This window comes from Marinobacter sp. RI1, assembly GCF_041155085.1.
GTDB lineage: Bacteria > Pseudomonadota > Gammaproteobacteria > Pseudomonadales > Oleiphilaceae > Marinobacter > Marinobacter nauticus.
In genome coordinates this window covers 1125279-1138060 of the sequence record NZ_AP031605.1, presented here as the reverse complement: position 1 = coordinate 1138060, position 12782 = coordinate 1125279, and the positions used below count along the sequence as shown (strand labels likewise).

11 protein-coding genes are annotated in these 12782 nt (G+C 57.7%); 6 read left to right on the top strand and 5 right to left on the bottom strand.

The features are described from left to right. Window positions 1-4: 4 nt before the first annotated feature. Complete coding sequence (locus ACAM27_RS04955; protein WP_369612646.1) at window positions 5-1789, bottom strand: tetratricopeptide repeat protein; 1785 nt, start codon at window positions 1787-1789, stop codon at window positions 5-7. A 118-nt stretch (window positions 1790-1907) separates the two neighbouring features. On the opposite strand from ACAM27_RS04955, the gene ACAM27_RS04950 reads away from it, so the two are divergent. Continuing rightward, window positions 1908-2543, top strand: a complete 636-nt coding sequence (locus tag ACAM27_RS04950) for a 5-formyltetrahydrofolate cyclo-ligase (protein ID WP_014422703.1) — start codon at window positions 1908-1910, stop codon at window positions 2541-2543. Here the strand turns inward: ACAM27_RS04950 and ACAM27_RS04945 are convergent. Further along, window positions 2525-2689 carry a hypothetical protein gene (locus tag ACAM27_RS04945; RefSeq protein ID WP_022993092.1) on the bottom strand — a complete coding sequence of 55 codons (165 nt, stop codon included), beginning with the start codon at window positions 2687-2689 and terminating at the stop codon, window positions 2525-2527. The genes ACAM27_RS04950 and ACAM27_RS04945 overlap by 19 nt on opposite strands. Before the next feature lie 150 nt (window positions 2690-2839). Then, the gene (gene ilvA / locus ACAM27_RS04940) at window positions 2840-4375 is read right to left on the bottom strand and encodes a threonine ammonia-lyase, biosynthetic (protein ID WP_219194283.1); all 1536 of its coding nucleotides are present in this window, start codon (window positions 4373-4375) and stop codon (window positions 2840-2842) included. A 134-nt stretch (window positions 4376-4509) separates the two neighbouring features. Here ilvA and rpiA point away from each other — a divergent pair, with 134 nt between their 5' ends. The 3 genes from rpiA to ppa all read left to right on the top strand — a co-directional run bounded on the left by rpiA (window position 4510) and on the right by ppa (window position 7098). Then, window positions 4510-5187, top strand: coding sequence for a ribose-5-phosphate isomerase RpiA (gene rpiA, locus ACAM27_RS04935; protein WP_369612645.1), 678 nt, complete (start codon window positions 4510-4512; stop codon window positions 5185-5187). Window positions 5188-5333: 146 nt separating this feature from the next. Further along, window positions 5334-6473, top strand: coding sequence for an acyl-CoA dehydrogenase family protein (locus ACAM27_RS04930; RefSeq protein WP_369612644.1), 1140 nt, complete (start codon window positions 5334-5336; stop codon window positions 6471-6473). Window positions 6474-6570: 97 nt separating this feature from the next. Then, window positions 6571-7098, top strand: coding sequence for an inorganic diphosphatase (gene ppa, locus ACAM27_RS04925; protein WP_014422707.1), 528 nt, complete (start codon window positions 6571-6573; stop codon window positions 7096-7098). Between the two features lie 88 nt (window positions 7099-7186). Here ppa and ACAM27_RS04920 read toward each other — a convergent pair whose 3' ends face one another. Both ACAM27_RS04920 and ACAM27_RS04915 read right to left on the bottom strand, forming a co-directional pair. Beyond that, window positions 7187-8239, bottom strand: a complete 1053-nt coding sequence (locus ACAM27_RS04920) for a DUF2333 family protein (RefSeq protein ID WP_011786852.1) — start codon at window positions 8237-8239, stop codon at window positions 7187-7189. A 22-nt stretch (window positions 8240-8261) separates the two neighbouring features. Next, window positions 8262-10253, bottom strand: a complete 1992-nt coding sequence (locus ACAM27_RS04915; RefSeq protein ID WP_369612643.1) for an EAL domain-containing protein — start codon at window positions 10251-10253, stop codon at window positions 8262-8264. Between the two features lie 213 nt (window positions 10254-10466). On the opposite strand from ACAM27_RS04915, the gene ACAM27_RS04910 reads away from it, so the two are divergent. Both ACAM27_RS04910 and aroQ read left to right on the top strand, forming a co-directional pair. After that, the gene (locus ACAM27_RS04910; protein WP_141067453.1) at window positions 10467-12080 is read left to right on the top strand and encodes a diguanylate cyclase; all 1614 of its coding nucleotides are present in this window, start codon (window positions 10467-10469) and stop codon (window positions 12078-12080) included. Between the two features lie 255 nt (window positions 12081-12335). Then, on the top strand, window positions 12336-12776 hold the full coding sequence (gene aroQ / locus ACAM27_RS04905) for a type II 3-dehydroquinate dehydratase (protein ID WP_011786855.1): 441 nt from the start codon (window positions 12336-12338) through the stop codon (window positions 12774-12776). Window positions 12777-12782 lie beyond the last annotated feature (6 nt).

Genomic DNA, 12782 nt, shown 5'->3' with positions numbered 1-12782 from the left:
ACCGTTACTCCGATTGCGACTTCCTGAATCTCAAGTGCAGCAAAGCGTCCTGAACCTCCTGGTTACCGAACCGCTCATCGAACAACAATCCAGACCACACTGATTCGTCCGACTTGGCCTGATTCTTTCGTTGCTGGTACAGCGAATCCCAGCGTTCCAGGTACTGATAGGCCAGCTCATCGTCCGCGGCCACCCGCTCACCCCGGTAGTACATCAGCCCGAGGTACGCCAGGGCGGCCATGTTCTCCTCCTCCGCCGCCATCTCCAGAAGCTTTCGAATTTCTTCTGTATGAACCTCGGCCTGACCGGCGTAATACATTGCCTGTCGATAGCGCGCATTGGAGACAGCTTGACGCAGGTTTTCCGGCACATCGGCAACCGGCATAAGCACAAACCGCTCGCGAGCTTTCGCAGCGCTCTCATCCCGGCCGTCCTGCCACAACTCTCGCGCCAAAAGCAGTTGTGCGGGCAGGTGGCCCTTATCAGCGGCGCGCCTCAACCAACCTACAGCATCCACCAGACTGGGGGGAATACTGGCCAGCCCCTGACTGTAGATCGCACCAAGTTTGTAGGCCGCCTCCGCATCCCGGTAAGCCATGCCTTCTAACAGTTCCAAGGCTCGGCGATGCTGTTCTTCGGCCATACCCGGCAGGCTCGAGAGATAGATATCGGCCAGCAAGTGCTTGGCCCGATCGTCTTCCCGTTCTATCTGTTCGAGACGCGCAACGGCCAGACCCACCTGCATCGAGCGCCCCTCTGCGGGATTCAGATACAGGTGAGCCAACCAGAGATTCGCCTCTTTCTCGCCCCGGTCGGCCGCACGCTCCAGTTGATCCAGCGCCTCAAGATAATCAGCCTCGGAACGCTGCTGTCCGCGAGCCAGTGCCACACCTCGGGCCAGCAGTGCTTTCGGGTAGTTCTGATCGGCCGACCGTTGCAGCCATTGCTCTGCTTCGGCAGGGTTAAACCAAGGTGAATCTGACGCTCCGTATATTTGGGCCATCATGTACTGAGCGCGGGCGCTGCCTTTATCTCCGGCATACCGGTACCACGCTACCCGGCGTTGCGCACTGGGATCCACCAGGGCCGGATACAATGTAGCCAGGTAGCGCATGGTGCCTGCATCGGTGTCCGGACGACTTGCGCGCCATACCTCGTCTGCACTCTGGAGAATAAACTCGCCTTCCTCATCCAGACAGGCCCAGGCAGGTACCCTGTCCCGGGTGTCGGGGCCGCAGTATTCAGCCAGAGCCCGGTGATGAAACAGATTCGAAGCATTATCTACCTCACCGATTTCGGGGATCAGTGCCACCGCCTGTTTGCGATCCTGCTCGACCAGCTCCCCGGACCAATAGATCATCGCGAGATCAATCAAGGCTCGCGGATAGTCCGCCGCACGGAGAAGCACTAACGACCTGGACACATCACGGTTCTCTGCCTGCCCTCGCCGATAGATCTCGGCCAACAAATGCCGCGCTTCGCGCTCGTAGACCGAAAACGGTTTCTGAAGCTCTCGCTCCAGCAACTCGGCAGCTGCCCGCTCATCCGCTGGCCCGCCCAGGCCAAGATACGTCAAGCGAGCCAGTTCATAGCGCGCCCGACTGCTTTCATAACTCTCGGTCTCACCGTCAAGGTAACTCTGGAGATGGTGGCGGGCACCGGAATATTCAGCAGAAGCCAACGCACGAACACCCACCCGGTAAACCTCGGGGGATCCGGTCGCGCAACCAGACAAAGCAACAATCAAAACCGCAGGAAGCAACAGGCGAGCGTATCGGGGGAAATCCATGGCAGAATACAGCCTCTGAAAAAACAACGGACTGCAGACTAGCAGAATTTTAACGGGGCGTTATTGATGTGATACAACATAGGCCGAATTCACGACGCAGCAGCAGGTAATCGCCATCTTGAATCCGCATCATCAAGCAAGGACGTTTGACGCCGGCAATGATCGGGCCTCACGCCGCCAGCTCCGCCAAACTCTTCGCCAGAAACGGAGAAGCCTGTCGTTTGAAGAACAGCGGCAAGCTTCCGAACGTCTCGCCCTTAACCTGCTGAGGCACCCCGACCTGCACCGGGCACGCCACATTGGCATCTACCTGGCCAACGACGGCGAAATTGACCCGTCCCTGTATATTGATCTGGCTCGCAAAAAAGGCATCCGGTTCTACCTGCCCATTCTGCACCCGATCTACACGGGCAAGCTGGTTTTCAGCCCCTATTTTGATGGAGTGCAACTGACGGCAAACCGCTTCGGCATTCCAGAACCCCCGTTCCCGCGCTCAAGACGCAAGCCGGCCTGGGCACTGGATGCAGTGCTGTTTCCATTGGTAGGGTTTGACGAAACCGGAGGGCGACTGGGTATGGGCGGCGGCTTCTACGACCGAACCTTCGCGTTCAGCCGAATCAGGCCCTGCATGGCACCAAAGCTGGTTGGCCTGGCCCACGATTTTCAGCGCGTGGAACAGTTGCCAATTGAGCCCTGGGATGTGCCTTTACACGGTGTGGTAACGGATAAGCGTTGTTACCGTTTCAGACCCTGATTGGCAGACAGAACATAGCCTACTGCAGATGCTTCGCGGTCGGCACGCTTGTCCTCAGACGCCTGAATGGACGTAAAACCCGTAATCACAAGGCCGACAGCAAAGATGAGCACAATGGCACGAATGATGTCAGGCTTGCTCCCCATTTCTTGGATTCCCGTTATTCTTTCATTCAATTGGCAGGAAAATCAGACAACTATTACTGATTCGCAGAATTAGACGAAAGACTAACACGTAACTTGATTTTTACAATTTTTGACAGATTACCGTTATGTAAGAGTTGTGGCGTTCCACCCTCAGGTGGAACGCCCGTTGCCTGCTCCCAAAAACAGCCGATAAGCCTCATTGTCAGTCATGTTTTCATAACGAAAGCCAACCTTGTCGAGCATCCTCTCAAAGTCCGCCACCTCATTGTCCTCAACCTGAGCGCCCAGTAGCACCCGGCTGTAGGCCGCACCATGATTGCGGTAGTGGAACATGGAAATATTCCAGCGCGTTCCCAGCGACATCAGAAACTTCAACAAAGCTCCCGGGCGCTCAGGGAATTCAAACTGGAACACCTTTTCGTTGGTAATCGTCGGCGCATGGCCCCCGACCATATGGCGAATATGCTGCTTGGCCAGGTCGCTGTCGGTAAGGTCGACCACCGAGTACCCGCTTTCCCGAAGATCCTGCACCAGTTCTTCCCGGCCATGTCCGCCAGCGGCAATCTGGATCCCCACGAAAATGGTGGCGTTCTGAGCATCCGCATAGCGGTAGTTGAACTCGGTGATGCTGCGCTTGTGCAGCGCATTGATGAACGTTTTGAACGCGCCCGGTTTCTCCGGGATCGTTACCGCCAGAATCGCCTCGCGCCTCTCTCCCACTTCGGTGCGCTCGGACACATAGCGCAGTCGGTCGAAGTTCATGTTGGCACCACTGAGGGTGGCGATCAGGTTTTCATCCTCGATCTTTTCCCGCTCGATGTACTTCTTGATACCCGCTACACCCAGAGCACCTGCCGGTTCGGCAATGGAGCGAGTATCTTCAAACACATCCTTAATGGCCGCACAGATCTCATCCGTGGACACTGTGATCACTTCATCTACGTGATCCTTGCAGATTTCCCAGGGATACTTACCGATCTGTTTGACCGCCACGCCATCGGCGAAGATGCCCACCTCATCCAGCACCACACGCTCACCGGCCTTCATCGCCGCCTGCAGACAGTTGGAGTCTTCCGGCTCCACACCAATCACTTTGATTTCCGGGCGCAGATACTTGATATAGGCTGCCATGCCGGCAATCAGCCCGCCGCCACCGACACAGATGAAGATGGCATGAATCGGCTTGCTGAACTGCCACATGATTTCCATGGCTACAGTGCCCTGACCGGCAATCACATCCGGGTCGTCGTAGGGAGGGATGTAGGTGTAGCCGTGCTTCTGGATCAGCTCCTGTGCGTGGGCCGCAGCCTCGTCAAAAGCATCGCCCTTGAGAACCACTCTGGCACCGTGGTCGCGAACTGAGCGTACCTTGATCTCCGGCGTCGTCTGCGGCATCACGATTACGGCTTTGATGCCCAGCTTCTTTGCGGCCAGAGCCACGCCCTGGGCATGATTGCCGGCGGAAGCGCAGATAACCCCCTTGGCCTTTTGCTCTTCCGACAGCTGAGCAATCCGGTTGTAGGCGCCGCGAATCTTGAAGGAAAACACCGGCTGAAGGTCTTCACGCTTGAGCATAATATTGTTGCCAAAGCGCTTGGAAAGACTACGGGCTTCAGTCAGGGGTGTTTCGATGGCCACGTCGTAGACGCGCGCATCGAGTATCTTCTTGATATAGCGTTGCGGCATGATGGTTCCGGTTGCTGGTGAGTGATCAGGAAAAACCCACAGTGTAGAAAGTTTGCACGCTTGCCGTCTATAAGCAGAGTTGCTGCAGGCGTATAATAGCGCCCAAATTCAACGCAAACCTCCGGGAGCCCCCCATGACCCAGGACGAACTGAAACAAGCCGTTGCCAAAGCTGCAGTGGATCACATCGCCCCTCACCTGGAACCGAGCAGCATTGTCGGGGTGGGCACCGGCAGCACCGCCAACTTTTTCATCGACTACCTGGCGGAATACCGCAACGACTTCGACGGCGCCGTCGCAAGCTCCGAGGCAACCGCCGAACGACTGAAAAAGCACGGCATCCCGGTATACGACCTCAACGCCGTTAACGAAATCGAGTTTTACGTCGACGGTGCCGACGAAACCAACGAGGGCCTGGAACTGATCAAGGGCGGTGGCGGTGCCCTGACCCGGGAAAAGATTGTGGCCGCCGTCGCCAAGACCTTTATCTGCATCGCCGATGAGTCCAAGCAAGTCGGCATCCTGGGCGAATTCCCGCTGCCCGTGGAAGTTATCCCCATGGCCCGCAGCCATGTCGGCCGCGAGATCGTAAAACTCGGGGGCGATCCGGTTTACCGGGATGGTTTTGTCACCGACAACGGCAACATCATCATCGACATCCACAACATGGATATCTCCCGCCCGCTGGTGGTGGAAGAAAAGCTCAATAACATTGTCGGCGTGGTCACCAACGGACTGTTCGCCCGCCGCCCGGCCGACCTGCTGCTACTCGGCACACGTGACGGGGTGAAAAGCATTGCCCGCGGTGCATAAACCCCTGTAAGGCACTCCGCCTGACAAGCTGGCCATTCGGGCCAGCTTTTTTATTGCCGGAACAAACCCAAACCAAGCGCTTGCTTGGTAGCCAGGATTGCGCGACACTCACCTCATCGCAAAACAAGAACACAGGGAGCCAATCCGTGTCTGACTACTTCAACGAAACCCACGAACAGGTGCGCCAAACCGCCCGGAAATTCATCGAGACCCACGTGCGGCCCCATATTGACGACTGGGAAGAAGCCGGTGAATTCCCCCGTGAAATCTATAAACTCGCCGGCGACGCCGGACTCCTGGGCATCGGCTTCCCTGAAACTCTGGGCGGCATCGGTGAAGGCGATATCTTTATGAAAGTCGCAGTTTCCGAGGAACTGATGCGATCCACCTCTGGCGGCTTCGTGGCCAGTATCGGCTCCCTGGATATCGGCCTGCCGCCGGTGGCCAAGTGGGCCAAACAAGACATTCGCGAACAGATCGTGCCACCCGTCCTGCGCGGCGACAAAATCGCCGCCCTGGCCGTGACCGAACCCGGTGGCGGCTCCGACGTCGCCAACCTGAAAACCCGTGCCGTAAAAGACGGCGACCACTACATCGTCAACGGGAGCAAAACCTTCATCACCAGCGGCATCCGCGCCGACCATTACACCGTCGCCGTGCGCACCGGGGACGAAGGCCACGGCGGCATCAGCCTGTTGCTGATCGACAAAGGCACACCAGGCTTCACCACCGGCAACAAACTCCGGAAAATGGGCTGGTGGGCCAGCGATACCGCAGAACTCTTCTTCGAAGACTGTCGGGTACCAGCCGACCGCCTGATTGGCGCCGAAAACGCCGGATTTATTGCCATCATGAGCAACTTCCTGGCCGAACGCCTGAGCCTGTCCATCATGGCCTACATGACCGCCCAGATCGCCTACGAAGCCGCCCTGGATTACACCAGACAACGCCAGGCCTTCGGCCGCCCCGTTGCCGGCTTTCAGGTCACCCGCCACAAACTCGTTGACATGGCCACCCAGATCGACATCGCCCGGGAATACACCTACCGCTGTGCCGCACTGATGCAGGCCGGGAAAAACCCCATTAAACAGGTGGCTATGGCCAAGAACTTCGCCGTGGACGTGTGCGAAAAAGTCACCCGCGAGGCGGTACAGCTGTTTGGTGGTATGGGCTATATGCGGGAGTCGGTGGTGGAGCGGCTGTACCGGGATGCCAAGATTCTGTCCATTGGCGGCGGCACCACGGAAATCATGAAGGAGCTGATTGCCAAACAGATCAGGCTGTGACCAAGGTTTAGTTTCGAATGGCAAGAGACTTCCGTATAATTGCGCCCACTTTTTAAACGCAGTTAAACGAACCCTAACGTACCAGGAAGGATCGCACATGCAATTCGACAACATCCCCGCTGGCAAGAACCCGCCAGAAGACATCTACGTTGCCATCGAAATCCCGGCCAACAGCTCTCCGGTCAAGTACGAACTGGATAAGGACATGGGCGCCCTGCTGGTTGACCGTTTCATGGCCACTCCGATGTTCTACCCGGCCAACTACGGCTTCATCCCCCACACCCTGGCCGACGACGGCGACCCACTGGACGTCTTGGTGGTCACCCCGTACCCGGTGCAGGCTGGCTCGGTTATTCGTTGCCGCCCGGTAGGCGTACTGAACATGGAAGACGAAGCCGGTGGTGATGCCAAACTGGTGGCCGTGCCCCACGACAAGCTGACCCAGACCTACCACAACGTTCGTGAAATCGAAGACCTGCCGGAACTGCTGCGTGATCAGATCCGTCACTTCTTCGAGAACTACAAGACTCTGGAGCCCGGCAAGTGGGTGAAAGTGCAGGGCTGGGACAACGCTGCAGCCGCCAAGAAAGCTATCGAAGACGCCATCAACGCCTACAAGGGCTGATTGCGCCTCGACCATAAAAAAGCCGGGCCAGTCTAACGACTGCCCGGCTTTTTTTGTGCCTGAGCCAAAGCTCAGCCGAGGGCGCTTATCAGCCCCGCGACAACAGGTCCCGCATATCACTGATTGCGGCATTGGCCCGTGACAGATAAGCCGCCATGGTCAACGAATGGTTGGCCAGCACACCGAAACCACTGCCATTGAGAATCACCGGACTCCACATGGAGGCCTGAGTGCCCTCCAGTTCGATAATGATCTGCTTGACGCTCGCCATGGCGTTCTTGTCCTGCAACACTTTCCGGAAATCCACTTCCACCGCCCGGAAAATATGCAGCAACGCCCAGGCACTGCCTCGCGCCTCGTAAAAGACATCATCAATTTTGGTCCACGAGGTTTTGACATCCTCGCCACCGGTCTCTTCCGCCAGAGGATCATCCGGATTCAGATTAGCCACGGCATCCGACACCGACGCCTTGCCCACGCTTTCGCTGAGCGTGCGGGACAGGCTACCCAACCGGGTTTCCAGATCCGCCAGCCAGTTGTTCAGGTTATCCGCCCGGGCAAAAAACTGGGCGTCCGCCTGGGCCGGATCGGACAGGCGATTCAGATAGCGCTTGAGCGCATTGATACCACGCCGGTACTCGTTCTCGGTCGATGGAATGGCCCAGCTTTCACTGTCGAAGTGGAACTGGGGCTCGGCAATGGTCAGATCCGGGTCTTCCGCTGACTGGCTCTGGGAACGACTGATATCCTTACGCATCGCCCGGGAAAGATCCCGCAACTGGACCAGCACGCCATATTCCCAGTTCGGCATATTGTCCATCCACAGACCGGGAGGCGCGATATCGTTGGAAATATAACCGCCGGGCTTATCCAGCAGGGTCTCGGCAATACGGATCATGGTGGCGGTGGTGGCAAAACCGGTCACCGGCTCCCTATCCATGGTGCTTGCCAGCGTACGGGTGTGATCACGTACAGAAAAGGTATCTGGCTCACTGCTCCAGTAGATACCCAGAACCATCGCAATCAGCAGGTAGACCACCAGCAAGGCAACCACCAACTTGCCAATAACACCGCTACCGCCGGTGTAATCCTGCACATCGTCTTTCTTGTCCCTGAAGTACTGTCTGATCTTGCCAGGCATAAGACTCCTGATCTCCTGTTGATTACGTGTCTGCGGCAAATGGTCTGCCAAGATGGTAGCCCATGGCGCCGTCAATACCCAGTCTACAGAGTACCGAGTATTCCGCCGCGGTTTCTACTCCCGTAGCGTACACCTTCACCCCCCGACTATGGGCAATACCCACAACCGACTCCAGCCAGAACCGGTTTTCATCATGACGGTCCAGGTTGTGGATGAAACTGTGATCAATCCGAACGGCCCTGAACGGCAGCCGCTTGAGATAACTGAATGGCACGCCGCCCACTCCGAACCGGTCAACCAGCACCGGTACACCAAGCCGCGACAACTCTCTTACCAGAGAGCTGACGGCTTTGCGGTGATGCTGAATGGTCACTTCGGCAATACCGACCCACAAGCGCCCGGCTGTGCGCCCCGCCCGGGTAACCATGTTCAGCAGATCGTCACGGAAGCTATCAGACGCGATCGAATTACTACCCAGTGATACCGCCAGCCGTCGTTCCGGGTGGCGTTCAAGACACTCCAGCGCCCGGGTAAGCAGCATACGGTCGATATCGCTCACCAGCCCCAATCGCTCGGCCATGGGCACAAACAAACCGGCTTTCAGCGGCCCTTCTGCAGACTCAATACGGGAGAACACCTGATAATGGACCAGTGTCTGCCCGTCACCATGCACCATGGGCTGGAGCCAGAGAGACAGCTTATCTTCCCGAATCGCCTGGGTAATGATCGTGCGCCAGGTCTCCATATTGTGATGGCTCTCAACACCGGAATCGGGTAGCAGCAGGCTGCAGGAGTCCCCCCTTTGCTGAGCTGCCCTGAGAGCTTCATCGGCGGCGGCCAACAAGACCCTGATGCCATCACCGGGTCTGGCCACAGCCAGGCCAGCATGAACATGAGCGTCCATCGGGGCGGAGAGGTCAGAGTAGATGCCATCCAGCTCCCGCACCAGCTGCTCGGCCCAGATTCGCACGTCCGCTGCCGAGGCACCGGGCACAAACACCGCAAATTCTGCACCGGTTCTGCGCCCGGCAAAGGATTCGGCATGTCGGGCGACAAACGCCCGGATGCCGCCGGCCACCTGGCGCAACAACCGGTCCCCCTCGTCCCGGCCATAGGCCAGGTTATAATCTGCAAAATAGGCCAGCTGCAGCATGACCAGAACGCCAGGCGCCGACTTCTCTTCCGATTCCACTTCCACCTTCATGCGTTGGTCAAACGCGCTGCGGCTCGCCAGCCCCGTCACCGGATCTTCATTGTTCACGCGCCGCAAGTGCTGGATAAGCTTGCCCTGCCCCTCGAACAACTGACCCAGGTCATCCGCCATCTGGTTCATAGCCTCTGTCACCCGGTTCAGCTCCCGGGTGGAGCGAATACTCACTCGCTTCCGGAAATCCCGCTGGCCAAGGGCCCGGGCCTGGGCCTCGACCTCTTTCAGGGGCCTCAAAGTCCTCCGGAGTAACAGAAACAGCCCCAGCAAGCCGCCAGTGGCGATCACCAGGGCCGACAACAGCAGCCCCAGAGAAATATGCCAGAGGTCGTCGTAGGCCCGCCCGGGATGACTCACCACACGTACCTTGCCCAACCGGCTCCAGCCTCTGACCACCTCCGCTTCCGCCACCGGCAAGGGCAGTGCCGCCAGGGAAACAAACCACTCTGGCGCGCGGTTAGCCTGCAGCGGCATGCGCCGACCGGCAATCATCTCGCCATCGTGCCCAAGATATTCAACAGCCAGGTAACGACCACTGTCGAATACCGCATCAATCAGTGACGCCGAGGCCACCGGATCAGAACCGTCAATGGCATTGGACAGCGAAAGTCCGGTTGCGGTGGCACCATCGCGGGCGTGAGCGGACAGTTGATCGGCAACATAGTCCCGGAAATAGCCATAGCTGGTCACGAACGCAACCACCAGCGTGAGCGTCAGCAGAGTGCCAGCGAATAGCAACAGCAAGGTCTGCAAGGTAATTTCCCCTCGCTGCCTGCGGTTATAAAAGTTGTCGAGCATCCCTGCCATCACATCGGGGCTCCATCAGAGAAACGAGTATCAGGTTAGCTGTGACCCGGGCCGCAGAGTTGACAAACATTTACATAGCGCAACCTACGCCCACAACATTAAACACTATAGACTCTACACAAGGACCATAAAGCCTCTGTATAACTCATAAATGGCAAAAATTCGCGCAGACGGATATCGCGATCAACAATTGGACAGACAGGCCGGAGCACCATGAACGACGAAAGCCAGAAAGAGAAACTCAGGCAGCATTTCGCCCGCCGTGTCACCACCCAGGCCCGGGTAGTGCTTGATACCTGGCAGAAAATCCGCGACGACCGCAGTCAGGCGCCAGCACACCGGGACGATCTGATTGCCGCAGCCGACAAACTCGTTCGTTATGCCCGGCGTTTCGAGATGGACAGCCACGCGGCTGCCGGCGAGTTGATCCTGTCCCTATTGACCGACTGGCATCAGGACACCCCCCTGGACGATGCCAAAGCCAAGGCACTGGAAGATGCCACCGAGAATCTGCGCCTATCCACCCAGCGCCGCACCGACCAGGACACCTCCAGCGCCCCCCAGCAGTATCGTCGCACGCCAGTTTATATCGCCCTGTCGAACGAAGAGATGGCCTCACGACTGATCCGGCAACTGGAATTTTTCGGTTTTCGCGCTTCCGCCTTTAGTGCATCAGCAGACCTGATTGAGGCCTGTGCGCTCAGCAAACCGGAAACCATCCTGATGGATGTAAGCTTCGGCGGCAGAGATAATGACGGCATTGCGACCGTGGAACAGTTACAGGAGCAACACGACACTCCGATCCCCATCATTTTCGTCAGCGACGAGGACGGCAGCATCGAAACCCGGCTGCGCGCCTCCCGCTGCGGCGGGGAGGAGTTCTTCTACCCGGCGGTGGACCCCGGCCAACTGATAGAAAAGATCGAAACCTATACCCACGGCAACACTGTCGAGCCCTACAAGGTGCTGGTCCTGGACGATTCCCGGGCCCAGGCCAAATACATGGAAACGGTATTGAAAAAGGCGGGAATGACCGCTCACATCATCACCGATCCGATGCAGATCATTCATGCCCTGGAGGAGTTCTCACCAGAAATCATCATCCTGGACATGTACATGCCCGGCTGCACCGGCATGGAGATTGCCCGTGTCATCCGCCAGCAGGATCGTTTCCACAGTGTTCCCATCATTTACCTGTCGGCGGAAGAGGACGTCAGCAAACAGCTGCACGCCATGAGCCTGGGCGGTGACGACTTCCTGACCAAGCCCATCGATCCCAAGCACCTGATTGCGACCCTGCACAACCGGGGTCGGCGGGCCCGCTCACTGCTGGCACTGATGATCCGCGACAGCCTGACCGGCCTGTTCAATCACACCCACACCCTGCATCTGCTGGAGCAGGAAATCGTGCGTGCGCGCCAGAAAGATCAGCCCATGTGCTTTGCCATGATCGATATCGACTTCTTCAAGAAGGTAAACGACACCTTTGGCCACCCGATTGGCGACCGGATTCTGCGCAGCCTGTCCATGTTCCTGAAACAACGTCTGCGCAAGACCGATCATATTGGCCGCTACGGTGGAGAAGAGTTCGCCATCATCCTGCCGAACACCCGCCCGGGCGATGCCCGCAATGTCCTCAACGAAATTCGTGAGCGCTTCTCCGAGCTGACCCAGCAGGCCGGCGACCGGGAATTCAATGTCACCTTCAGTTGCGGTATTGCCGACTGGCAGGGTGAAACAGCCCAGGCCCTGTGCGAGCGCGCAGACCGCGCCCTGTATACCTCCAAGGAGCACGGCCGCAACTGCGTGACCCTGGCCGAGACCTGACCTTCCGGGCCGGGCAATCGCCCGGCCCATGAAACCAATGTCGAATACCGACATTCACCGCCATGATCAACAATGATTGTCATCAACGAAATGTCATCGCGTGACAGCAGGTTGCTGTGTAACCTTTTCAGAGCAATGGACAACCGGCAGGATTGTCAAAAAGTGTTGATCTGGGGATAACAAGCACGCACCATTGGGGTAACGTGCCGTCATCTTCGGCGATCCTGTTCAAAAACCATCAAGGCAGACAGAACCATGTCGACCATTCTTGTGCTCCACGGCCCGAACCTGAATATGCTCGGAACCCGAGAGCCCGAGGTCTATGGCCACGAGACCCTGGCCGATATAGACGACCGCCTGCGCAGCAAGGCAGCTGAGAAAGGCCATCATCTGTTACACCTGCAGTCAAACGCGGAATATGAATTGATAGAAAGAGTGCATGAAGCCAGGGCTGAAGGGGTGGATTTCATCATCATCAATCCCGCCGCCTTCACCCACACCAGCGTGGCCCTTCGGGATGCCATGCTGGCGTCGGGCATTCCCTTTATTGAAGTGCATCTTTCAAACGTGCATGCGCGGGAACCTTTCCGCCATCACTCTTATTTTTCAGATATCGCCGAAGGCGTTATCTGCGGGCTGGGCAGCCAGGGCTACGATCTCGCCCTGAAAGCGGCCCTGCAAAGAATTCACCGATAGAACACA